The organism is Zobellella endophytica (assembly GCF_003012775.1).
GTDB lineage: Bacteria > Pseudomonadota > Gammaproteobacteria > Enterobacterales > Aeromonadaceae > Oceanimonas > Oceanimonas endophytica.
In genome coordinates this window covers 645,373-669,797 of sequence record NZ_PXYG01000001.1, presented here as the reverse complement: position 1 = coordinate 669,797, position 24,425 = coordinate 645,373, and the positions used below count along the sequence as shown (strand labels likewise).

18 protein-coding genes are annotated in these 24,425 nt (G+C 62.2%); 5 read left to right on the top strand and 13 right to left on the bottom strand.

Annotated features, from left to right (window positions below; all coding sequences use genetic code 11):
* Positions 1–15: 15 nt before the first annotated feature.
* From apbC to glk, 8 genes are all read right to left on the bottom strand, one after another.
* A complete protein-coding gene (gene apbC / locus C7H85_RS02955; RefSeq protein ID WP_106728207.1) occupies positions 16–1,089 on the bottom strand; it encodes an iron-sulfur cluster carrier protein ApbC in 1,074 nt (357 codons plus the stop codon).
* Positions 1,090–1,192: 103 nt separating this feature from the next.
* Positions 1,193–2,308 carry an ABC transporter ATP-binding protein gene (locus tag C7H85_RS02950; protein WP_106728617.1) on the bottom strand — a complete coding sequence of 372 codons (1,116 nt, stop codon included), beginning with the start codon at positions 2,306–2,308 and terminating at the stop codon, positions 1,193–1,195.
* 288 nt (positions 2,309–2,596) lie between these two features.
* Positions 2,597–3,460, bottom strand: coding sequence for a carbohydrate ABC transporter permease (locus tag C7H85_RS02945; protein ID WP_106728206.1), 864 nt, complete (start codon positions 3,458–3,460; stop codon positions 2,597–2,599).
* Positions 3,453–4,394, bottom strand: a complete 942-nt coding sequence (locus C7H85_RS02940) for a carbohydrate ABC transporter permease (protein WP_245879543.1) — start codon at positions 4,392–4,394, stop codon at positions 3,453–3,455. Before C7H85_RS02940 ends, C7H85_RS02945 begins: the two co-directional genes overlap by 8 nt.
* 59 nt (positions 4,395–4,453) lie before the next feature.
* Positions 4,454–5,707, bottom strand: coding sequence for an ABC transporter substrate-binding protein (locus C7H85_RS02935; RefSeq protein WP_106728205.1), 1,254 nt, complete (start codon positions 5,705–5,707; stop codon positions 4,454–4,456).
* Positions 5,708–5,870: 163 nt separating this feature from the next.
* Positions 5,871–7,322: an ATP-binding protein gene (locus C7H85_RS02930; RefSeq protein WP_106728204.1), complete on the bottom strand. Its 1,452-nt coding sequence runs from the start codon at positions 7,320–7,322 to the stop codon at positions 5,871–5,873.
* Positions 7,319–8,035, bottom strand: coding sequence for a response regulator (locus C7H85_RS02925; RefSeq protein WP_106728203.1), 717 nt, complete (start codon positions 8,033–8,035; stop codon positions 7,319–7,321). The genes C7H85_RS02930 and C7H85_RS02925 overlap by 4 nt, the downstream gene beginning before the upstream one ends.
* Positions 8,032–8,988 (bottom strand): glucokinase, encoded by a 957-nt coding sequence (glk, locus tag C7H85_RS02920; RefSeq protein ID WP_106728202.1) that lies wholly within the window; start codon positions 8,986–8,988, stop codon positions 8,032–8,034. The genes C7H85_RS02925 and glk overlap by 4 nt, the downstream gene beginning before the upstream one ends.
* Positions 8,989–9,105: 117 nt before the next feature.
* Here glk and metG point away from each other — a divergent pair, with 117 nt between their 5' ends.
* Together metG and C7H85_RS02910 are read left to right on the top strand one after the other, a co-directional pair.
* Positions 9,106–11,136 carry a methionine--tRNA ligase gene (gene metG / locus C7H85_RS02915; protein ID WP_106728615.1) on the top strand — a complete coding sequence of 677 codons (2,031 nt, stop codon included), beginning with the start codon at positions 9,106–9,108 and terminating at the stop codon, positions 11,134–11,136.
* A 254-nt stretch (positions 11,137–11,390) separates the two neighbouring features.
* Complete coding sequence (locus tag C7H85_RS02910; RefSeq protein ID WP_106728201.1) at positions 11,391–12,665, top strand: capsule biosynthesis protein; 1,275 nt, start codon at positions 11,391–11,393, stop codon at positions 12,663–12,665.
* 237 nt (positions 12,666–12,902) lie between these two features.
* Here C7H85_RS02910 and C7H85_RS02905 read toward each other — a convergent pair whose 3' ends face one another.
* The 3 genes from C7H85_RS02905 to pabB all read right to left on the bottom strand — a co-directional run bounded on the left by C7H85_RS02905 (position 12,903) and on the right by pabB (position 16,363).
* Positions 12,903–14,285: an L-serine ammonia-lyase gene (locus C7H85_RS02905; protein WP_106728200.1), complete on the bottom strand. Its 1,383-nt coding sequence runs from the start codon at positions 14,283–14,285 to the stop codon at positions 12,903–12,905.
* A gap of 141 nt (positions 14,286–14,426) precedes the next feature.
* Positions 14,427–14,990: a CoA pyrophosphatase gene (locus C7H85_RS02900; protein ID WP_106728199.1), complete on the bottom strand. Its 564-nt coding sequence runs from the start codon at positions 14,988–14,990 to the stop codon at positions 14,427–14,429.
* Positions 14,987–16,363, bottom strand: coding sequence for an aminodeoxychorismate synthase component I (pabB, locus tag C7H85_RS02895; protein ID WP_106728198.1), 1,377 nt, complete (start codon positions 16,361–16,363; stop codon positions 14,987–14,989). Before pabB ends, C7H85_RS02900 begins: the two co-directional genes overlap by 4 nt.
* A 128-nt stretch (positions 16,364–16,491) precedes the next feature.
* Here pabB and C7H85_RS02890 point away from each other — a divergent pair, with 128 nt between their 5' ends.
* Both C7H85_RS02890 and C7H85_RS02885 read left to right on the top strand, forming a co-directional pair.
* On the top strand, positions 16,492–18,012 hold the full coding sequence (locus C7H85_RS02890) for a fumarate hydratase (RefSeq protein WP_106728197.1): 1,521 nt from the start codon (positions 16,492–16,494) through the stop codon (positions 18,010–18,012).
* Positions 18,013–18,212: 200 nt separating this feature from the next.
* The gene (locus C7H85_RS02885; RefSeq protein WP_106728196.1) at positions 18,213–22,235 is read left to right on the top strand and encodes an NACHT domain-containing protein; all 4,023 of its coding nucleotides are present in this window, start codon (positions 18,213–18,215) and stop codon (positions 22,233–22,235) included.
* Between the two features lie 60 nt (positions 22,236–22,295).
* Here the strand turns inward: C7H85_RS02885 and C7H85_RS02880 are convergent, their stop codons facing one another.
* Together C7H85_RS02880 and yccX are read right to left on the bottom strand one after the other, a co-directional pair.
* The gene (locus C7H85_RS02880) at positions 22,296–22,592 is read right to left on the bottom strand and encodes a helix-turn-helix domain-containing protein (protein WP_106728195.1); all 297 of its coding nucleotides are present in this window, start codon (positions 22,590–22,592) and stop codon (positions 22,296–22,298) included.
* A 117-nt stretch (positions 22,593–22,709) separates the two neighbouring features.
* Entirely contained in the window at positions 22,710–22,982 is a 273-nt protein-coding gene (gene yccX, locus C7H85_RS02875; RefSeq protein ID WP_106728194.1) for an acylphosphatase, read from the bottom strand.
* Between the two features lie 75 nt (positions 22,983–23,057).
* Between yccX and C7H85_RS02870 the strand changes: the two genes are divergently transcribed.
* On the top strand, positions 23,058–24,251 hold the full coding sequence (locus C7H85_RS02870; protein ID WP_106728193.1) for a class I SAM-dependent methyltransferase: 1,194 nt from the start codon (positions 23,058–23,060) through the stop codon (positions 24,249–24,251).
* Positions 24,252–24,425 lie beyond the last annotated feature (174 nt).

Sequence of the window (24,425 nt, the reverse complement as noted above, 5' to 3'; positions counted from 1 at the left end):
AAAGGGAAAAGAGCATCACACCGACCGGGTATAGAGGCTGGTGGGAATGGGGGTACCGGTGAAATACAGGCCGGCGGCGACCCGGGCGGCGATATCCAGATAGGCCTTGGTGATATGGCCTTCGGGCAGCGCCTCCACCGTGGGGGTACCGTTATCCATGTGGCGACAGATATTGACATCCAGCGGCAGCTGGCCGAGCAGCGGTACCTGGTGTTCCACCGAGACCCGCAGGCCGCCCCCTTCGCCGAACAGGGCTTCCTGGTGGCCGCACTGGCTGCACTGGTGGTAGCTCATGTTCTCGATCACCCCCAGCACCGGGATATTGACCTTGCGGAACATGCTGATGCCCTTGACCGCATCGGCCAGCGCCACGTTTTGCGGCGTGGTCACCACCAGGGCGCCGGTGGTGGGCACCTGCTGGGCGATGGTGATCTGGATGTCGCCGGTGCCCGGGGGCAGGTCCACCACCAGGTAGTCGAGCTCGCCCCAGCGGGTCTCGCGCAGGATCTGCGCCAGCGCCTTGCTGGCCATGGGCCCCCGCCAGATGGTGGCGTCGTCCGCTCCCACCAGGAAGCCGATGCTGTTGGCCTTGAGGCCATAGGCTTCGATGGGGCTCATGGTTTTGCCGTCGTCGCTTTCCGGACGGGCGTCGGCCACCCCCAGCATCAGCGGGATGGAAGGTCCGTAAACGTCCGCATCCAGGATGCCGACCCGGGCGCCCTGGCGCTTGAGCGCCAGCGCCAGGTTGACTGCAGTGGTGGACTTGCCCACCCCGCCCTTGCCGGATGAGACGGCGATGATATTGCGCACCCCGGCCACGCCCTGGGCCTCGTTGGCCCGGGCCAGGGTGGCGACGTCGAGCGCCAGTTGCCAGCGCACCGCCCTGGCGCCGCTGAGCTGACACAGCTCCAGATCCAGGGTCTTGAGGCTCTCGGCCACCGCCAGGTCGGCGAAGGGCAGCACCAGCCGGATCACCAGCTCGTCCCGCTCCATCCCGATGGCGCGGACAAAACCGGCGCTGACCGGATCCTGGGCCCAGTGCGGCGGCCTGAATTGCGCGAGCCGGGCGCTAATCTGTTCGTTGTTCATGCTGTTTCGCCTGAATAGAGAGTCCGCCCCGCACTCTACCAAAAAGCCCGGGTCGGCGAAACGCCGGCCCGGGCCGTAAAGGGGATTAGATGCGCCGAAGGACTTACAGCAACCGTTGCCCGGTCGCCGGGTCAAACAGCACCGCCTTGCCCATGTCCGCCATCAGCGCCATGCTCTCGCCGGCCCGGCCCGCTTCGGCCGGGTGCACCCGGCAGTTGATGCCCTGGCCGTTGAGCTGCACCTCCACCAGGGTATCGGGCCCGGTCGGCTCCACCACTTCCAGCCGTGCCCGAAAGCGGCACACCTGCGCCAGCCCTTGCTGATGGGGGATCACCTGGGTCAGGTGCTCGGGACGGATGCCCAGCACCACCTCCTGGCCCAGCCGGCCGGTCAAGCCCTGGGTATCTGGCCCCAGGGGGAAGACGAAGACCTCGCCGTCGCCGTTGAGCACCTGCACCCCCAGCCCCTGCTCGCCCGCCACCAGCTCGCCGCGCAGGAAGTTCATCGCCGGCGAGCCCATAAAGCCGGCCACAAACATGTTCACCGGGTTCTCGTAGATTTCCCGCGGCGTGCCGAACTGCTGGACGATGCCGTCCTTCATCACCGCGATGCGATCCGCCAGGGTCATCGCCTCTATCTGATCGTGGGTCACATAGACGATGGTAGTGCCCAGGCGCTGGTGCAGCTTCTTGATCTCGGTACGCATCTCCACCCGCAGCTTGGCGTCCAGGTTGCTGAGCGGCTCGTCGAACAGGTAAATCTTGGGCCGGCGCGCCAGCGCCCGCCCCATGGCCACCCGCTGGCGCTGGCCGCCGCTGAGCTGGGACGGCTTGCGGTCCAATAGGTGGCTTATCTGCAACAACTCCGCCACCCGCTGCACTTCCTGCTCCCGCTCGGCCCTGGGCACCTTGCGGATCTCCAGGCCGAAGGCGATATTGTCGCGCACCGTCATGCTCGGGTAGAGCGCATAGGACTGGAACACCATGGCGATGTCCCTGTCCTTGGGTTGCAGCCCGGTGACCACCCGCTCGCCGATACGGATATCGCCGGAGGTCACCTCCTCCAGCCCGGCGATGGCGTTCATCAGGGTCGACTTGCCGCAGCCGGAAGGTCCCACCAGGATCAGGAACTCCCCGTCCTTGATGTCGATATCGATGCCCTTGAGCACCTGGGTATCGCCAAAGCTTTTCTTTACGTTCTCAATTGCCAATGCTGCCATGATGGCGTCCTCTTCAATATATTGCCGCGTCGCCATGGTGGACAGACAACGCCCTAGTCGGGTGACGGTCAAAGGGAGCGGCTCCGCCGACCGTGACATGCCAGGGATGGCATGTCCGAGCCCCCATGGGGCGAGCTTGCCTCGCCGTGACGAGCCGTTTCAGACTGACCGAACATCCGGTGAATGTTCGCAGCAGGCTGAAACAGCGAGTGTCATGTCTTACGGCGTGTCGGCGGAGTTGTCCCTTTGGACGGTGCGCCGCCATTCCCTGCCACCCATGCCGCTTCATCATCCCTTCACCGCGCCGGCGGTCAGGCCGCGCACGAAATACTTGCCCGCCAGCACATACACCAGCAGGGTCGGCAGCGCCGCTATCATCGCCGCCGCCATGTCCACGTTGTACTCCTTCACCCCGGTCGAACTGTTCACCAGGTTGTTCAGCGCCACCGTGACCGGCTGGGTATCCCCGCCGGAATACACCACCCCGAACAGGAAATCGTTCCATACCTGGGTGAACTGCCAGATGATGGTCACCACGAAGATGGGCGCCGACACCGGCAGAATGATGCACCAGTAGATACGGAAGAAACCGGCCCCGTCGATGCGCGCCGCACTCACCAGCTCGGTCGGCACCGCCACGTAGAAATTGCGGAAAAACAGGGTGGTAAAGGCCATGCCGTAGACCACGTGCACGAACACCAGGCCCGGAATGGTGTTGGCCAGGCCCAGCCAGCCCAGGGTCTGGGCCATCGGCAGTATCACCACCTGGAAGGGGATGAAGCAGCCCAGCAGCATGGCACCGAAAAACAGCTCCGAGCCCCGGAAACGCCACTTGGTCAGCACATAGCCGTTGAGGGAGCCGAGCAGGGTAGAGATCAGCACCGCCGGCACCGTGATGGCGAAGGAATTCCAGAAATAGGGCTGTACCCCCTCGCAGCTCACCCCGGTGCAGGCGCTGCCCCAGGCCCTGCTCCAGGCCTCCAGCACCCACAGCTCCGGCAGCGCCAGCAGGTTGCCGCCGCGGATGTCGGCCATGCTCTTGAAGGAAGTGAACACCATCACCAGCAACGGCAGCAGGTAGAACAGCACCGCCAGTCCCAGCACGCCGTACAGCAGCACGCGCCCCAGCGGATTGGCCGCAGATTTAACCATGACGCTTACCTCTCAGCTCGGAATACAGGTAGGGGATCAAAATGGCCAGCACTACCCCCAGCATCATCACCGCGCTGGCCGAGCCCAGGCCCATCTGGCCGCGGCTGAAGGCGGTGGTGTACATAAAGGTGGCCGGCAGATCGGTGGCATAGCCGGGGCCGCCGCCGGTCAGCGCCATCACCAGATCGAAGCTCTTGATGGCGATATGGGAGAGGATGATAAAGGCGCTGAAAAACACCGGCCGCAGATAGGGCAGTATGATGCGCCGGTAGATGGTGAACAGGCCGGCGCCGTCGAGCTGGGCCGCCTTGATGATGTCGTTGTCCACCCCGCGCAGGCCGGCCAGGAACAGCGCCATCACGAACCCCGACGACTGCCACACCGCGGCGATCACCAGGGTGTAGATGGCCAGGTCCGGGTTGACCAGCCAGTCGAAGGTGAAGGACTCGACACCCCAGTCCCGCACCAGCTTCTCCAGCCCCAGGCCGGGGTTGAGGATCCACTTCCAGGCGGTGCCGGTGACGATGAAGGACAGCGCCATGGGATAGAGGAAGACGGTACGGATGGCGCCCTCGGCGCGGATCTGCTGATCCAGCAGCACCGCCAGCAACACCCCGATGGCGAGGCAGATCAGGATAAAGAGCCCGCCGAAGATCAGGATATTGAGCGAGGCCACGCTCCAGCGTTCGTTGTCCAGCAGCCGCTGGTACTGCAGCCAGCCCACGAAATCGTACTTGGGCAGGAAACGGGACGAGGTGAAGGACAGCAGCACCGTCCAGGCCACGAAACCGTACACGAACAGCAAGGTGGTGATCATGGTCGGCCCCAGCACCAGCCTGGGCAACCAGCACTGCAGCCGGTCCGCCAGGCCGCCGCCGGCGCGGACAGGGGCCTCTCCCCGCGGCAAAGCCCGGGTCATGGAATACTTGGTCATGTCAAATCCCTGAGATAAGACCGGAAGACGACGGGCGGGCGAGAGCCCGCCCACCGGACTCAGATGGCGGCCTTCACCGCTCTCGCCATCTGCCGGGCGGCATCTTCGGCGCTCATGTCGGCGCTGTTGAAGAAATTGGTCGCCACGTCATAGATGGCGCCCTGGATGGCGGAGCTGGTGGCCATGCCGTGGGCCATGCTGGGCACCAGGGTGTCGCTCTGGGCGCTGCGCACGAAGTCGTCCATCGACTGGTGGGCACAGCGGTCGAACTTGTCCCGGGGCAGGCCGGTACGGGCGGGGATGGAGCCCTTGTTGAGGTTGAAGGTTTCCTGGAAAGTCGGCTCCATGATGAGCCGGGCCAGATCCTTCTGGGCCTGCACATCGTCGTCGTTGCGCTGCTCGAACATGGCGAAGCTGTCGATATTGAAGGTGAAGGCGTCCAGGGTGTCCGGCGCGGCCACGCACACATAGTCCTGACCGGCCACCTTGCCGGCGGCACTGAACTCGCCCTTGGCCCAGTCGCCCATCACCTGCATGGCGGCGTCGCCGTTGATCACCATGGCGGTGGCGATGTTCCAGTCCCGTCCCGGGGCATCGGCGTCGATATAGTCGCGCAGTTGCTTGAACAGGGACAGTACCGCCACCATCTGCGGGCCGGACAGGGTCGCCTCGTCATGCTCGACGAAGGCCTTGCGATAAAAATCCACGCCCCCCTTGCCCAGGGCCACCGCTTCGAACAGGGTGGCGTCCTGCCAGGCCTGGCCGCCGTGGGCCAGGGGAATGATGCCGGCGGCCTGGATCTGGTCGGCGGCGGCGAGGAATTCATCCCAGCTGGTCGGCACGCTCACCCCCACCTGGTCGAACACCGCCGGGTTGGCCCACAGCCAGTTGACCCGGTGCACGTTCACCGGCACCGCCACGTAGTGGCCGTCATGGCGCATCACGTCCGCCACCACCCTGGGCAGCCGCTCGTCCCAGCCGCCCTGCAGGGCCACCGTGTCCAGGTTGGCCAGCAGGCCCAGCTCGGCCCATTCCTGAATGTCCGGCCCCTTGATCTGGGCGGCGCTGGGCGGATTGCCGGACACCGCCCGGGACTTGAGCACCGTCATGGCGCTTTCGCCACCGCCACCGGCCACCGCGAAATCTTCCCAGCCATGACCCTCGGCTTCGAGCAATTCCTTCAGCACCGCCGCCGATTTGGCCTCGCCACCGGAGGTCCAGAAATGCAGCACTTCCACCTTGCCCGCCCAGGCCGACGGCGCCACCAGGCCCGCGCAGATCACGCCGAGAATCGATTTCCGTAACTTTTTCATGAAGGTTCCCTTTTTATGGTTTCACGCTGTGGAGGACTCCCGCCCGGGAGCACCATCAGATTAAAGCACGGGGGATCCCGGGGGTCGGTTACATAAGGAAATGAATTGTAACGAAGTGTTAATAAATTGACGGATAAGCAACACCAGGATCACAGTTCGCAGTTCAACCGCTGCCCCGGGGCAGCCGTACCGACACCACCAGGCCGCCCTCGGGGCCGTTGGCCAGGGTCAGCTCGCCGCCGTGGGCATGCACTATGTTGCGGGCGATGCTAAGGCCCAGGCCGGTGCCGCCGGTGTGGCGGCTGCGGGAGGACTCCAGCCGGTAGTAGGGCTCGAACACCAGCTCCAGCGCCGCCTCCGGTATGCCCGGGCCCCGGTCGCGGATCTGCACCTCCAGCCAGCCACCGTACTCGGTGAGGGTCACCTCGGCCGAGTGGCCGTAGAAGACGGCGTTGTCGATCAAATTGCCGAAACCGCGCCTGAGCGCCAGCGCCTTGCCGTGAAAGAAGGCCGGTGCCCGTCCCTGCAGGGTCACCTCGGCTCCCATCAGGGCGGCATCGTCACACAGGGTCTGCAGCAGGGCGTACAGATCGATGCGGGTGACCGGCTCACGGATATCGGTGCCCCGGGCACAGTCGAGCGCCCCCTTGACCATCTGCTCCAATGCCAGCAAATCCTGCTCGAACTTGGCCCTGGCCTGCTCGTCGTCGAGCAGCTCGGCGCGCAGCCGCAGCCGGGTGATGGGGGTCTTGAGATCGTGGGAGATAGCCGAAAACAGCCGCTCCCGATCGGCGATAAAGCGCCCTATCCGGTCCTGCATCAGGTTGAAGGCCCGGGCGGTGGCGCGGATCTCCCGCGGCCCGCTCTCGTCGAGCTTGGCCACGTCCAGCCCCCGGCCCAGCCGCTCGGCGGCCCGGGCCAGTCGGCGCAGCGGTCGATTGAGCCAGCGGAACACGAGGGCGCCGGCCAGCACCAACACCAGCACCAGCAGGGTCAGGAACAGCAGTCGTTCGCCGTCCAGGTAGGAAGTCGGTGCCAGCAGGGTCCGGTCGGGCAGCAGGGCAGCCAGGTAGAGCCAGTCGCCCTCGCCCATGGCCAACTGCATCACCAGGATGGGCGGCGCGTCCGGGTCGTGGATCTGGCTCTGCTGGGCCCAGCGGGCGGGCAGGTCCAGCAGCCGCACATCGTTTTTGTACACATGCAGGCTCTGGGGATGGGATACCCCGATGTGCAGCTCGAGTGCCCCGCCCAGGCGCCGGCGCAGCTCCTGCTCGAAGCGGCGGGTGACGATGGTCTTGACCGGGGAGTCGGGAATGTCCTGGATCTCGATGAACTCCCGGTTGAGGGACACAAAGAAGCGGGTACCCCCCATGTCCCTGAGCTGGGACAGCACCAGATGCTGGTAGTTGCGCGGCAGGGCACGGAAGAAGTTGACCGTGGAGGCCACGCTGTCGGCCAGCTCCTCGGCCAGGCGCGCCGCCGATTCGGCCTTGTCCTTGTTGAGCTGCTGCACCCAGACCGTGTTACTGACCAGTTGGGCCAGCACCACCCCCAGGATCATCACCAGCGACATCCGCCCGAGCAGGGAGTTGGGCCAGCGCAGCCAGCGTCTCATCGTGGCTCCACCGCCACCGCCAGCACATAGCCGGCGCCGCGCACCGTCTTGATGATATGGGGATCCTTGGCGTCCTCCCCCAGCCGCTGGCGCAGCCGGCTGAGCTGTACATCGATGCTGCGATCGAAGGGGTTGGCTTCTCGCCCCCGGGTCAGCCCCAGCAGGTCGTCCCGGCTCAGCACCTCGCCCGGCCGCTCCAGGAACAGCAGCAGCAGGCCATAATCGGCGCCGCTCAGCGGATGCTCCTGGCCCTGGGGATCGATCAGGCTGCGGTTGACCGTGTCCAGCTGCCAGCCGGCAAAACAGTAGTAGCGGTGATGGCCGCCCGGCACCAGTCCGCCCACCCGGCGGAAAATCGCCTTGACTCGCGCCAACAGCTCGCGCGGGCTGAACGGCTTGGGTACGTAGTCGTCGGCGCCCAGCTCGAGCCCGATGATACGATCACTTTCTTCCGCCGAGGCGGTGAGCATGATGATCGGCACCGAGGAGACCTTGCGCACCTGGCCGCACAGGCTGAAGCCGTCGTCGCCGGGCATCATCACATCCAGGATGATCATGTCCGGCTGGGCCAGTTCCAGCGCCTGCAGCAGGCGTTCACCGCTGTTGAGGGAACTCACCCGAAAGCCGCTGCGCTCCAGGTAGGACTTCAGCAGGATGCAGATCTCCTCGTCATCGTCCACCACCAGGATGTGCCGGCCCGTCCAGTCGCTCATATCGCCTCCCGCTCCAGCAAGGCCACCGCCGCCCCCAGCAGGCCGGGCTGCTCGGCCACCACCACCCAGGTACCGATGCCGGCCATATAGTCATGAAAGCGCCCCTTGGCTTCGAACCGCTCGCGGAACGGGCTGCGGGACAGGCACGGCAGCAGGCGCGGCACTATGCCGCCGGTGATGTAGATACCGCCGAGTGCGCCCATGGTCAGGGCCAGGTTGCCCGCCACCGACCCCAGGATGGCGAAGAAGCGTGCCACGGTGTCGACACAGCGTTGATCGCTGCCGGCCAGGGCATGGCGGCCGATGTCGGCGGCGCTGTAGCTTTCCGCCGTTTCGCCGTGATATGCGCACAGCGCCCGGTAGATGTTCTCGAGACCCATGCCCGACAACAGCCGCTCGGCGGACACGTGAGGGTATTCCCGCCACAGAAAGCGCAGCATGGCCAGCTCAACCTCGTCATTGGGGGCAAAGTCCACGTGACCCCCTTCGGTAACCAGGGGCCGGCCGCCGACGAGCCCGCCCACCCCCAGGCCGGTGCCGGGACCGAGCAGGGCGATGGGATAGCCGCCGCGCGCCTCGCCGCCGCCAACCCTCACCTTCTCATGCTCCGCCAGATGCGGAATGCTGTAGGCCAGGGCGGCATAGTCGTTGATGACGCGCAGCTCGCTCAGCGCCAGCGCCCGTTGCAACGCCTGCCGGGAAAACACCCAGCCGCCGTTGGTCATGGCAATCCGGTCCTGTTCCACCGGGCAGGCGATGGCCAGGCAAGCCCGCTTGACACCCTCCAGCGGCTGGCCCATCTCGGCCAGGTAATGGCGGATGGCCGGCTCGATGCCGGCAAAGGCCGCGACCTGCAATACCCGGATATCCCGCACCGCCAGCGATCCTTCGTTTACCAGTGCAAAACGGGCGTTGGTGCCGCCGATATCGGCGATCAGACAGGCTGATGTCATGTCACACTCCTTGTTCAAAACGCTTTAAAAAGGGAAAAAACTGGCGGGGAGTGTATAACAGAAAAAACTCGGGTAACATGCTCGGTCCCACGTAATTGATTCGACAAAATGGAAATTATGGCTACCGATCCACGTAAGATTCTCGTTACCTGCGCCCTTCCCTATGCCAACGGCTCCATCCACCTTGGTCATATGCTGGAACACATTCAGGCCGACATCTGGGTTCGCTATCAGCGAATGCGTGGTCATCAGGTCCATTTTATCTGCGCCGACGACGCCCACGGCACCCCCATCATGCTCAAGGCCAAGCAACTAGGCCTGGATACCGAGCAGATGATCGCCGCGGTGCAGCAGGAGCACAAAGCCGACTTCGACCGCTTCAACATCGGCTTTGACAACTACCACTCCACCCACAGCGCGGAAAACCGCGAGTTGGCGGAATTGATCTACGGCAAGCTCAAGGCCAACGGCTTTATCCAGAGCCGCACCATTTCCCAGCTGTACGATCCCGAGCAGAACATGTTCCTGCCGGACCGGTTCGTGAAAGGCACCTGCCCCAGCTGCAAGGCGGAAGATCAGTACGGCGACAACTGCGAGGTGTGCGGCGCCACCTACACCCCGGCGGAGCTGATCGATCCCAAATCGGCGGTGTCCGGCGCCACCCCGGTGATGAAAGACACCGAGCACTTCTTCTTCGACCTGCCCCAGTTCGAGGGCATGCTCAAGGCCTGGACCCGCTCCGGCGCCCTGCAGGAAGAAATGGCCAACAAACTGGAAGAGTGGTTCGAGGCCGGCCTGCAGCAGTGGGACATCACCCGCGACGCGCCCTACTTCGGCTTCGAGATCCCCGACGCCCCGGGCAAGTACTTTTACGTGTGGCTGGATGCCCCCATCGGCTACATGGGCTCGTTCAAGAACTACTGCGACCGGCGCGGTGACCTGAACTTCGACGATTACTGGAAGGCGGACAGCGACGCCGAGCTGTACCACTTCATCGGCAAGGACATCGTCTACTTCCACAGCCTGTTCTGGCCGGCCATGCTCGAGGGCAGCGGCTTTCGCAAGCCGAGCAATATCTTTGTGCACGGCTACGTCACCGTCAACGGCGCCAAGATGTCCAAGTCCAAGGGCACCTTTATCAAGGCCGACACCTACCTCGCCCACCTGGATCCCGAGTGCCTGCGCTACTACTACGCCGCCAAGCTGTCCAGCCGCATCGACGATCTGGATCTCAACCTGGACGACTTCGTCGCCCGGGTGAACGCAGACGTGGTCAACAAACTGGTCAACCTGGCCTCGCGCAACGCCGGCTTCATTGCCAAACGCTTCGACGGACAGCTTTCCGCCGATTGTACCGAGCCGACCCTGTACGCCGAGTTCGCCGACGCCGCCGAGCGCATCGGCCAGTATTACGAGCAGCGCGAATTCGGCCGCGCCATCCGCGAGATCATGGCCCTGGCCGACAGGGCCAACCGCTACGTGGACGACAAGGCGCCCTGGGTGGTGGCCAAGCAGGAAGGCAAGGAGGCAGAGCTGCAGGCCATCTGCTCGTTAGGATTGAACCTGTTCCGGGTGTTGCTGACCTACCTCAAGCCGGTGATGCCGACACTGGCCGAGCGGGCCGAGGCTTTCCTCGACACTACCCTCGAATGGGACGCCGTAGCCGAGCCGCTGCTGGCCCACAGGGTCAACAAGTTCAGCGCCCTGTTCAGCCGCATCGAGGCGGACAAGGTGGCCGCCATGGTGGATGCCTCCCGGGAGGATTTGGCCGCCGAGCAGGCCGTCAAGCCCAGCGGTCCCCTGGCCGACGACCCCATCGCCGACACCATCGGCTTCGACGACTTCGCCAAGGTGGATCTGCGGGTCGCGCTGATCAAGAAGGCGGAAGCGGTGCCGGAGGCGGACAAGCTGCTCAAGCTGCAGCTGGATCTGGGCGGCGAGACCCGCCAGGTGTTCGCCGGCATCAAGTCCGCCTACCTGCCCGAAGATCTGGAAGGCAAGCTCACCGTCATGGTCGCCAACCTGGCCCCGCGCAAGATGCGTTTCGGCATGAGCGAAGGCATGGTCCTTGCCGCCGGCCCCGGCGGCAAGGACCTGTGGATCCTCGAGCCCCAGGCCGGCGCCCAGCCGGGCATGAAAGTGAAATAATTCCCAGGACCATAGCGGGGCCTCGGCCCCGCTAGCTGTCTGCTATCCGGGGCCCATGCGGCCCTGCTCTCCTCCCTTCCCACTTGCCACCACGGCTCCGACCGCAGGATACTGTCGTAAAACGGGATCAGAAGGTGCTCAGCGGCAACAAGCTGTGTTAATATGCGCCCTTGTACGAGTGCCGGATAACGAGATGGGCGGCGGTCAGCACCGCTTATTTTCATCGAAGAAAAATATAGCCAACGGAACAATGAATGCAGTCGGTTTTGCTACTCCAGGGACCATTGGGACCTTTTTTTCAATATTTTTCTCGGTTCCTGGCCAAGAAGGGCATCAAAGTCCATAAAATTCACTTCAACGCCGGAGAAGGCTGCTGGCCCTGCGCCGGCAGCAACGTCGGCTACCGTGGCACCCTGCAGGACTGGCCGGCGTTTCTGGCCGATTACGTCAAACGGCACGGTATCGACGCCGTGTTCTGCTACAGTGATTGCCGCGAGTATCACTGCGCCGCCCGCAGCCTCTGCCTCGACCAGGATATCGACTTCTGGGTGTTTGAAGAGGGCTACCTGCGCCCCGATTACATCACCCTGGAAAAGGGCGGCGTCAACGCCCACAGTCCCTGGTATGACAACCTGGCGCAGATGCTGCCGACGGTGGAAAAGGTGGACGAGTCGGATCATTTCATCATTTCTCCCACCTTTCGCCGGCGTATCTATTACGCCATCCGCTATTATCTGTCGATGCAGCTCGGTGGCCGGATCTACCCCCACTATCGCCATCACCGGCACCGGCCCTACTGGACCGAAGCCATCGCCTGGCTGAAAGGCTGGGCCACCAAGTATCGCCACAAGAACATCGATCTGGGGCTGCAACAAAACCTGATCGACCGGCATTCCGGCCATCTCTTCCTGCTGCCGCTGCAGGTGGCCGATGATTTTCAGATCCGCACCCATTCCGACTTCGAGGACGTGGCCCATTCCATCCGGGTGATCCTGGCCTCCTTCGCCCGACACGCGGACGCGGCCGACGTGCTGGTGCTGAAACACCACCCCATGGACCGGGGCTACAGCGACTATCAGTCGCTGCTGTGCCGGGAAGCGGCACGGCTGGGAGTAGCGGACAGGGTGTTCTACGGTTACGAATTATCCCTGCCCGAGTTGTATCACCATTGCAAGGGGGTGGTTACCGTCAACAGTACCGTCGGCATTTCGGCCCTGATCCACCATATTCCGACCATCACCCTGGGCAAGGCGCTGTATGACGTGCCAGGGCTCACCAGCCGGAACGGCCTGGATGCCTTCTGGCGGGCGCCGGCGCCGGTAGACAAGGCGCTGTTCCGCCAGTTCCGTCATTTCCTGCTGCGCTACACCCAGCTCAACGGCAGCTTTTACGGCGAGTACGACAAGACCTGCCAGCAGATCTGGCAGCGGATGGGCGAATTGAGCCACCTCTACCCGCAGCCGGTGTTGCCGTCCGAGCCCGGTCCCGCTGTCTGCAGCCGCCAGATAGGGCTGCAGCCCCAGCCCTGAACAAAAAACAGACTGCTGACAAAGCTTCGTCATTCTCTGTAGTCACTCCCGCGAAGGCGGGAGTCCAGTGCACACTGTCATGGATCTCCGCCTTCGCGGAGGTGACCAGGGTTAAATAGCTGCGATAAAGGGAAATATCTGGCAAAAAAGCAGGTAATAGACTTTGTCATCACGCTGAAAAAAGCCCGGTTCCCCGGGCTTTTTTGTCTCTTATCGCTTCGAGCTTACCGCTCGCCGTCAGCACTCGATAATATTCACCGCCAGGCCACCGCGGGCGGTTTCCTTGTACTTGGTTTTCATGTCCATGCCAGTGTCGCGCATGGTCTTGATCACCTTGTCGAGCGACACCTTGTGCTCGCCGTCGCCGCGCAGCGCCAGCCGGCTGGCGTTGATAGCCTTGACCGAGCCCATGGCGTTGCGCTCGATGCAGGGCACCTGCACCAGGCCACCGACCGGATCGCAGGTCAGCCCCAGGTTGTGCTCCATGCCTATCTCGGCGGCGTTCTCCACATGCTCTATGGTGCCGCCCACCACCGCGGTCAGCGCCCCGGCGGCCATGGAGCAGGCCACCCCCACCTCGCCCTGGCAGCCCACTTCGGCGCCGGAGATGGAGGCGTTTTCCTTGTACAGGATGCCGATGGCCGCGGCGGTCATGAAATACTGCACCAGGGCGTCGTCATCCACCGGTTGCACAAACTTGTCGTAGTAATGCAGCACCGCCGGAATGATGCCGGCGGCACCGTTGGTCGGCGCCGTCACCACCCGGCCGCCGGCAGCGTTTTCTTCGTTCACCGCCAGCGCGAACAGATCCACCCACTCCATCACGCTCAGCGGATCCTTGTTGTACTGGGACTCGCTGGTCAGCCGGCGATAGAGGGAGGGAGCCCGGCGCTTGACCTTGAGCCCGCCCGGCAATATGCCCTCGGTCTTGCAGCCGCGCTTGACGCAGGCCTGCATCACCCCCCAGATCTCCCGCAGGCCGCGGACTATCTCCTCCTCGGAACGGTTGACCTTCTCGTTGGCCATCATCAGGCTGCTGATGGACATGCCGTTTTCCTGGCACAGGCGCAGCAGCTCGGCGGCACTCCTGAACGGATAGGGCGCCGGCCGGGCGGCGGCCTGGGCCTGGGCGCCGGCCTTGGTGTCGGCGAACTCTTCCGCCTTGACGATAAAGCCGCCGCCGATGGAGTAGTAGGACTGCTCGGCCAGCAGGGCGTCACCCTCGAACACCCGGCAAGTCATGCCGTTGCTGTGCAGGGGCAGGGTCTTGCGGCGATGGAAGACGATGGCGCCGCTGCGGGGAAACGCCGCCGCATGCTCGCGGTTGAGCAGGATGCGCTGGCTGGCGTCCACCTCGGCCAGAAAGCCCGGGATCATGTCCACGTCCACGCTTTCCGGGTCGAAGCCCCCCAGCCCCAGGATCACCGCCTTGCCGGTGCCATGGCCGATGCCGGTCTGGCCCAGGGAGCCGAACAATTCCACCTCGACCCGGCTGACCCGGGTCAGGGTGCCCTGCTCCGCCAGACCCGCCACGAAGGCATGGGCCGCCCGCATGGGACCCACGGTATGGGAGGAGGAAGGGCCGATGCCGATACTGAACATGTCGAACACACTGATCATGGGAATACTCCGAAACACAACGAGGCTGAACGCAATCATTCAACTTATATTGAATGATTGTAGGATTATTTTAGTTATAACCCAACAGGATTTTGATGAGGGCGATGAAGTGAGCGGGGATTTGTGATTGGGATCGTCTGTTCAGCGGGCGATCTGCAGCGCAAACTGATGGATGATGGCGGCCGTCACGCCCCAGATCCAGGTGTTGTGCCAGGGAATGAAACAGACGGTATGCACCCGGCCGCGACGGTACAGGCGATACAGGTAGTGGCGGTCGAAATCGAGCAGGTAGCCGAGCGGCACCTGGAACACCTCGTCCACCTCGGCGGGATTCAGGATAAAGCGCGGCTGCCCCTCGACCAAGCCGACAAAGGGTGTGAGCGCGAAGCCGGACACCGTGTATTGCGCCCGTAACCGTCCCAGGGGACGGCAGCGGCCCGGCTCCAGCCCGATCTCTTCCTCGCTTTCGCGCAGGGCGGTAAACCACAGGCTGGGATCGCCCTCATCCACCCGCCCGCCGGGAAAACTGACCTGGCCCGGGTGGTGCCGCAGCCACCGACTGCGCCGGGTGAACACCAGCTCCAGCCCCTGCGCGCCTTCCACCAGCGGCATCAACACTGCCGCCGGCCGCGCCTGGGCCGGCAGCACCGGATCCGGCAACGGCGGCAGCAGGTTGAGGCGGGTGACGAGCTCGTCCCGGGTCATAGCTTTTCCAGCACCGGCAAGATCTTGCCCAGTTTATCGAACAGTTCCTGGTATTCGGCGCCGGCCTCGGAATCCGCCACCAGGCCGCCGCCGGCCCAGCAGTAGAGACGCCCCCGCTCCGCCAGCAGGGTGCGGATGGTGATGCTGGTGTCCATGCGGCCGTGGGCGCTGAGGTAGCCGATGCTGCCGCAGTAACCATGGCGGCGGTGGGGCTCCAGCTCCTCGATGATTTGCATGGCCCGGATCTTGGGCGCACCGGTGATGGAGCCGCCGGGAAAGGTGGCCGCCAGCAGATCGGTGCCGTCGAGCCCGGGGACCAGCTCGCCGGTGATGGTGGATACCAGGTGGTGCACCGCCGGGAAGGATTCGATAGCGAACAGGGCCGGCACCCGCACCGTGCCGGGCACGCACACCCGGCCGATATCGTTGCGCAACAGGTCCACTATCATCAGGTTCTCGGCCCTGTCCTTGGGGGATGACGCCAGCGCCTCGGCCAGCCGACGGTCCTCGGCGGCATCGGCGCCCCGGGGTCGGGTGCCCTTGATCGGCTTGGTTTCCACCTGCCGTCCCTCGAGGGCGATAAAGCGCTCCGGCGACAGGCTGAGCACCGCCCCCCCGGGCAACTGCAGAAAGGCGGAAAAGGGCGCCCGGTTGTGCTCGCTCAGGTGACGGTAGGCGGCCCAGGCGTCGCCCTCGAAGGGGGCGTCGAAGCGCACCGTCAAATTAATTTGATAGCAGTCGCCGGCGGCCAGATAGGCCTGCACCCGCTCGAAGTTGGCTCCGTATTGATGCTGGGACTGGTTTGCCCGCCAGGGCCCGGCCAGACGGAAGGGCACCACTGCCCGCTCCCGCCGTTGCCGCCACCAGTCCAGCCGAACCTCGAGCGCCGCCTCGTCGCCCAACACCAGCAGATGGGCCAGTTGTTCCCGGGTATCGATAACCCAGGCCCAGTCGTAGAGGCCCACCGCCATGTCCGGGGTGGCCAGCTCGTTGACGGCAAAGGCCGGCAGCCGCTCCAGCCGCCGGCCCAGATCGTAACCGAACAGCCCCAGGGCCCCGCCGGCGAAGGGCAGATGGCGCCACGGCGCCGGCAGGCTCAGCTCGCCCAGCAGCCGCTGCTGCCAGTCTTTCAGCAGGGAAAAGGGGGAAGCGGTCGAGACCTGGCTTCGGTCCTGATGATCGATCACCGTTTCCTCCCCCCGGGTGACCAGGGTGGCCAGGGGCGCGGCGCTGATGATATGGAAGCGGCTGTCGGCCCGGTGGGGAGCGGCCGACTCCAGCAGCATGGCCCAGGGCAATTCGGCGACGGGAGAAAAGAAGTCATGCACCGAGCCGGAAAACGGCTGGCTGTGAATGTGCAAACGCGGTCCCATTAATGTAATCCACTCGACAGTTTTGGCATCCGGCTGGAGGCTCAGGCTGGCCAGCCGGGGGGCGCTAAGCGTATCATAGCGGGGCTTATAACAACACAGAGCCAATGCCGATAACCCATGAGGAAGCCATGAGCATTATCAAGAAGCAGGACTTTATCGACTCCGTTGCCGACGCCCTACAGTACATCTCCTACTACCACCCGCTGGACTTCGTCCAGGCCCTGGAAAAGGCCTACCACAAAGAGCAGAGCCAGGCCGCCAAGGACGCCATCGCCCAGATCCTGATCAACTCGCGCATGTCCGCCGAGGGCCACAGGCCCATCTGCCAGGACACCGGCATCGTCACCTGCTTCGTGAAAATCGGCATGCAGGTGCAATGGGACAGCGACCTGACGGTACAGCAGATGGTGGACGAAGGGGTGCGCCGCGCCTACAACAACCCCGATAATCCCCTGCGCGCTTCCATCGTCGCCGACCCGGCCGGCGCCCGCAAGAACACCAAGGACAACGCCCCCGCCGTGGTGCATATCGACATGGTGCCTGGCGATCATGTGGAAGTGGCCATCGCCGCCAAGGGCGGCGGCTCCGAGAACAAATCCAAGATGGTGATGCTCAACCCCTCCGACGACATCGTCGAATGGGTGCTGAAGACCCTGCCCACCATGGGCGCCGGCTGGTGCCCGCCGGGCATGCTGGGTATCGGCATCGGCGGCACCGCCGAGAAGGCCGCGGTGCTGGCCAAGGAGGCCCTGATGGATCCGGTGGACATCCACGATCTGATCGAGCGCGGCGCCGAGACCACCGAGGAAAAACTGCGCCTGGAGATCTTCGACAAGGCCAACAAGCTCGGCATCGGTGCCCAGGGCCTGGGCGGCCTCACTACGGTGGTGGACATCAAGATCAAATCCGCCCCCACCCACGCCGCCTCCAAGCCGGTGGTGATGATCCCCAACTGCGCCGCCACCCGCCACGTGCACTTCCACCTGGACGGCTCCGGCCCCGCCGAGCTGACCCCGCCGAAGCTGGAAGACTGGCCGGAAGTGACCTGGGAAGTGGGCGAGAACGTGCGCCGGGTCAACCTGGACACCGTGACCCGCGACGACGTCGCCCAGTGGAAGATGGGCGAAACCGTGCTGCTGTCCGGTAAACTGCTCACCGGCCGTGACGCCGCCCACAAGCGCATCCAGGAGATGCTCAACAAGGGCGAAAAACTGCCGGTCGACTTCAAGGATCGCTTCATCTACTACGTGGGTCCGGTCGATGCCATCGGCGACGAGGCCGTGGGTCCCGCCGGCCCCACCACCTCCACCCGCATGGACAAGTTCACCGACATGATGCTGGAGCAGGCCGGCCTGATGGGCATGGTGGGCAAGGCCGAGCGCGGCCCGGCTACCGTCGAGTCCATCAAGCGGCAGAAGGCGGTGTACCTGATGGCCGTGGGCGGCGCCGCCTACCTGGTGGCCAAGGCGGTGAAAAAGGCCCGGGTGCTGGCCTTCGAGGATCTGGGGATGGAAGCCATCTACGAATTCGAGGTGGAAGACATGCCGGTCACCGTGGCGGTGGACGCCGAGGGCAACAACGCCCACGTGGCCGGCCCCGCCATCTGGCAGGCCAGAATCGAAGAGCTGGATGCCCAGCTGAAAGCCTGACGGCGGCGGCTGGAAGCTGGAAGCCAGATGTTATCAAAGCCCGGCACTGCCGGGCTTTATGCATCGAACAACCCTGAGAGATGAGATAAAGTTTTATTACATGGGGTATACTCCAGCAGAAGAAGTCAGATGAGATCGTCCGACTCGGAAAAATGCCCCCGGAATATCCGAGGCCGTTCAATACATAATACTTTTCGCCTATGAGCTCAACTCTCTACCTTCCACGCAGACTTGCGATCGATGACAAGATATACACTGAGGCGGAGCTGCTGGCCGTTTCGAATTACGTTATTGTCTTGGCCGAACCCGGCGGCGGTAAAACTGAACTATTGGGGAGCCTCGCTCAACAGCTGGGCACTTCTGCCGTAACCGCAAACGTGTTCGGGTACATGGGAGCCAATGCAGAGAATATCCCCCTTGTAGTCGATGCATTTGATGAGTTGTCCAAGGTCGATCAGACAGGCATTCACAAGCTGCTCGCTAAAGCCAGAAAGGCAAACCCGACGCACCTCATCATTTCAAGCCGGTCCAGTGAATGGGACCTCGCTGCTACAAACATATTCAAAGAATTCCTCGGCCACTCTCCTCTGGTAGCCAGGCTGTGCGAGTTTGACGAGGCGGAACAGCGGGCGATCTTCGAACATCACCTACAAGGAGAGGACTTCGCGGCGTTCCAGACCGAAGTTGCTCGATTTGACTTAGAAATCCTACTCCCGAATCCTCAGTTTCTGAAACTGTTTGCGGATGCCTATATCGAGAGTGGAAGACATTTCAACGACAAACGCTCAATTTTCACACAGGCGATCGAGCGTCTTGCAAAAGAAACAAACATCGATGTAACAAGAACCAATACGACACTTTCGATCACACAAAAAGTAGACCTATCGTCGGAAGTGTTCGCCAAGCTCTTGTTGTCCGGTGCCGAAGGTGTCAGCACGAGCGAAGCCACTGAAGACCGGAGCTATCCTTTGCTGGCATCACTGTTTAGCAAGGACACGGCGGCTTACGGTATCCTGGCTACCCGGCTTTTCAAACCCGGCGGCAACGCGGACCAGCATCGCCCTGTTCATAAAATCGTCGCCGAATACTGCGCTGCGGACTATCTCACCAGGCGGATAGCAGACCCGGCAGATCCTCTGACGCTAGCCAAGTGCCTAGCCATTATCGCCCCAAACTCCGCAATGCGAGATGAACTCCGGGGATTGTTGGGCTGGATGGCGGCACTGGGTAATAAATCTATAGAAGAAGCCGCAATCGACCTGGATCCTTACGCCGTGCTTGCGAACGGTGACCCTTCCCAGCTTGAACATTCGTCAAAGCGCTGGCTTATAAACCGGCTAAAAGAACTTGAGGTCAAAGACCCCTATTTTCGAAGGGGAGATTTCTGGCGCAGGTTCAGTGTTGCAGGTTTCTTCACCCAAGAAGTTGTGGACGAGATCAGGCCTCTTCTCGCGGTAGGAGACGACGGGTATTTGCGTGACCTGATCCTCGAGCTGCTGACGGGGTCATCTGCAATTGGCCAGTTGAGAGATGAGCTACGCCAACTCGCTCTAGCCGTGGAAGAAGGTGAGAACACTCGCTTGCTGGCGAGCAGGTGTTTGCTCGAGATAACAGGCCACGACCACCGTGCCGATTTGGCCGCTCTCGTTTCTGAAGCAAGTCAAACTTCGCTGGAGGTTGCGGCCCAGGTAATTGAAACACTAGGTCCGGAAACATTCGAGCGGGCGTATCTTGCCGACTTCTTTCGGGTCTGCGCAAACCTTTATCCCGGGCACCGGGAGTGGGATCGTACAATAGGCGCACGCTACTTCGTGAAGAGACTCATCGCTGAGCTGGACTTGGCGCCTATCGAATGGCTCTTGGATGAACTGACCAGAGACCTGGTCTGTCATTGTGGCAAGGAGTCCTACGAATGTGATTGTCGAAACGGCATCAGCAAGATCGTCGGCTCTATGCTGGATAGGTACTTCGAACTCGCCAAGCCGCCGTTTGATCCGGTGCGGGTATGGCAATGGCTCGCAAACCTGAACTTCCATGAGCATAAGAGTGCAGACCAAAGCAAGTCTGTCCAGGTGCTTCGGGAAAACGACGGCCTGCGCCAAGGCATTATCGCCCATGTGTTCGGAATACTGACTGACCGTAATCAGATTTTCGAGACAAGGGTACATAAGTTCAATAATGGGGAATCCCACTCCGGCCTTTGCTTTCATACCGATGACTACAAATTCATCGTCGATCTGGCATTTGAAACCGACAATTCGGAATTGTGGGCAAGTTTCATAGCCCATCATCATCGCTATCGAAATAAGGATGACAGAGGCCCTGACAGCTTGCGGCGATATATGCGCGGGCAAGCATCGGAGAAGCCGGCCCTTATGCGAGAGTGGGCTAAGTCCAACAGGGCTGCGGCGCTATTTGAACGAAAACAACGAACGCGGATATTCAGGCATACCCGTCGGATGAAACGCCGTCGCAAGCAACAAGACGATATCCGTCTGGCGAACATCAATTATGTTCAAGATAACCGGGAGCTTGTAGAAGGTGGCCGTCATTGGAGCTGTTTGGTTCGCTTCGCAGAACTTGTGCTGATGACCCCGGACAAAATCGAGCACGAGTTTGGTGATGAGACGCTTGCTCGGAGCGCACTCAGAAACTGCCTCGACTTTATAGAGCCGCATGTCCCCGATTTGCGCAAGCTCGCTGAACTACAGTGTGCTTCACAGGGCCTACACGTTGAAACGATCCTTTACGCAGCTTGTCTGGAGATCATGCGTGTTAGGGGCAACCTGGCAGGCGTTGACCTTCGACTCCTGAAGGCACTGCGCACCAACATCCGCATGGGCTACAGTGCAGTATCCAGAGAAGAGTGCGATGCACTGAAGGCCGAAGTTGACCGCCTGCTCTTTCCTGACCTCGCGAGTACCGAGCATTTTCTCCGGCAATACCTTGAGCCACAGCTGGCCCAGTCAGGATGTGCTCACCCTGAGGTTTGGTTACTGCGCGGTGAAGATACCTTCCGCCATCTGCGCGGCACACTATCCATTGAATGGCTTGAGCGCTTTCCTGGTCTGGCGCTGGAGCCGCTGGATACACTTTTTGAGATTGCAGCCCAGTATGGAAATCGTGATGCCTTGAAAGAAATCATCGCGCAGCGTTGTGCAGGGTTTATGTCCGACTGGCCCACCCCAAGTGACAACGAAGACCTTGAACAAAAACGCGCATTCTGGTTCCTGCGCGCTTTCTACTTTCTGGACGATGCGCCTGAAGCCTGCTGGCACTGGCTCAAAGCCGATAAAGACACCGTATTTCTGCTTAACAAGCGATCCGGGCGAATAAACCGCAGCGATCATCCTGATTGGCCCAAACTCACATCGGGCAAGGTAGAAGCCATCCTGGAAGCCTTTATCGACCAATGGCCCAAGGTCGACCTGCCGAGCGGCTGGGGAACCGGCAGCCCCAAAGAAGAACAAGCATACCGCTTTCTGACCGAGGTGATCTGGTCCATCGATGCTGATGATCCAAACGATGCAATCCCTGTCCTCGCTCGGCTCCTTTCCAATCCACGTTTTGCAGATCTGCACAAGGACTTGTGGAGCATACATACCGCTCAGATTAGGAAAAAAGCACTGAGGGATTTCGAACCACCGACGCCCCAGGAAATCGTAGCCCGACTGGACCACGACGTGGTGGTGACAGTGGAAGGCCTGCGCCAACTCGTACTTCAGGAGCTCCAGGACTATCAGAAAGCCATTGACGGTGGTGAGTACAATTCCGCAGCTCTCTTTTATGAAAAGGGTGAGCGACTGGACGAAGTACGGTCTACCACTATTATTGCCGAGCGTCTCAATCTAAGGCTTGAGCCGCAAGGCATCTCGGTGACGCCAGAACATCAGCTGAAGGATGCAAACCGGAGTGACTTCACGGTAGCCAAGATGATTGGTGGCAAGAGACGACTGCTTGTTACAGAGGTCAAGGGGCAGTGGCACAGGGAACTCTACACCGCCGCTTCCGCTCAACTCTATGAACGCTACTCAATTCATCCAGATGCCGAACAACAAGGCATCTTCCTCGTAATCTGGTTTGGTACCGACGAAAAAGTAGCAGGGCGAAAGACCCACGGGATTGAAAGCGCCCAAGAACTAAAAAGCAGCATTGAAGCCGTATTACCGACAGAACTGACAGGGCTAATTGATGTGTTCGTTCTGGATGTGTCCAAGCACTAAGCTTATGTCATACGGTTGCAGCGCCTCGACGTACTCGGCCCGAGCCTTTTTCCCGTTCACTTAATCATCCTCCAGGCCACCGAGCAATTGATCCCAGCTGCCCGGCCGTTTTTCCTCGTTGACCGCGGCGTCGGACGCTTGTGGCTGTGCCGCCTGTTCACGGAGCACCAGCAGAAGTTCCAGCCCCATCCCCTCGGCGATGCGCAACAAGGTACTGAGCCGCGGGTCGCCGCCGGCCTCTATTCGCTGATACTGCTGCTGAGACATGCCGATGCGCATCAGCATGTCTTTCTGGTTCAGAGACAATTGCTGGCGCCGTTGTTTGAGGATGGGCGCCAGCTCGACAAGGTGTTTCATACATGATCCATCTTCATCTGGCCGGACACATAACAACACATTGATTGTTATCCATATAAAAAACAACTTAAAAATTGTTAAAGACCATACAAACAACATATAAGTTGTAATTAGCAACTAACCGGTCTCGAACCCCCGATGGTGGCCCGGCGCCACCTCTTCCACTTCGATGTCCTCGACCAGGGCACTGCTCGGCCCCACCTTCAGCCAGTCCACCAGCCGCTGCACCTGCCCGGCCTCCCCTTCGGCCACCACCTCCACCCGGCCGTCGGGCAGGTTGTGGGCGTAGCCGCTGAGCCCCAGCTTCTCCGCCTCGCGCTGGGTGTAGAAGCGAAAGCCCACCCCCTGTACCAGACCGCTGACCCGGATTTTTTTCGCCATCTCGCCCATGATTCGGCTCCTCGTTTGTGTTTTACCGCGCCGCCCCCTAGAATTGTGGCCCCTTATTTTCAGCAGCACCAGCCTATGACCGCAGCCGTTACCCTTATCGCCGGACGGGAAAAATCCCTCCTGCGCCGCCACCCCTGGGTGTTTTCCCGTGCCATCGACAAGGTGCAGGGCCAGCCCAACGCCGGGGATACCGTCGATATCCTGAGCCACAACGGCCAGTGGCTGGGCCGGGGTTTCTACTCGCCCCAGTCCCAGATCCGCGCCCGGGTGTGGACCTTCGACCAAGACGAAGTCGTGGACGAGGCCTTCTTTCTGCGCCGGCTGAGCCGGGCCCGGGACGGCCGCCAGCCCCTTATCGCCGAGCAGGGCCTCACCGGCTATCGCCTGTGCGCCGCCGAATCCGACGGCCTGCCCGGCGTGACCATCGACGTCTACGGCGCAGTGGTGGTGTGCCAATTGCTCAGCACCGGTGCCGAGCGCTGGCGCAAAGCCATCGTCCAGGCACTGACCCAGCTGTACCCGGATACCTGTATCTACGAGCGTTCCGACGTGGCGGTACGCAAGAAGGAAGGCCTGAAGGAGCGCAAGGGCCTGCTGGCGGGCCAGTTGCCGCCCCAGCCCGTGGTGATCGAGGAAAACAACGGGGTACGCATTCTGGTGGACGTGGAAAACGGCCACAAGACCGGCTTCTACCTCGATCAGCGGGACAACCGCCGTATCGCCGGCCGCTACTGCAAGGGCAAGCGGGTACTGAACTGCTTCAGCTACACCGGCACCTTCGGCGTCTATGCCCTCAAAGGCGGCGCCGATGAGGTGATCAACGCCGACGTGTCCGAGTCGGCCCTGGCCCTCGCCCGCCAAAACGCCGAGCTGAACGGCCTGGATCTTGGCCGGGCCCGCTTCGAGCAGGCGGACGTGTTCAAGCTGCTGCGCGACTACCGGGAACAGGGCCAGCGCTTCGACGTCATCGTGCTGGACCCGCCCAAGTTCGCCGAGAGCAAGGCCCAGCTCAACGGCGCGGCGAGAGGGTACAAGGACATCAACATGCTGGCGTTCCAGCTGCTCAACCCGGGCGGCGTGCTGCTGACCTTCTCCTGCTCCGGACTGATGACCTCGGATCTGTTCCAGAAGATAGTGGCAGACGCCGCCCTCGACGCCGGCCGCGACGCCCAGATCCTGGAGCGGCTCAACCAGGCCGCCGACCATCCCATCGGCACCGCCTATCCGGAAGGCCACTACCTCAAGGGGCTGGTGGTCAAGGCCTGGTAACGGCCAGGGGCCGCTTGCGGCTCCTCGGCTTGATGACGCCGCCATTGTCATGATCGTAGAAGTCGGCCAAAGGGAACGACTCCGCCGACACGCTGCAAAATATGACACTCGCGGTTTCGGCCTGCTGCGAACATTCACTGGATGTTCGGTCAGGCCGAAACCGCTCGTCACGGC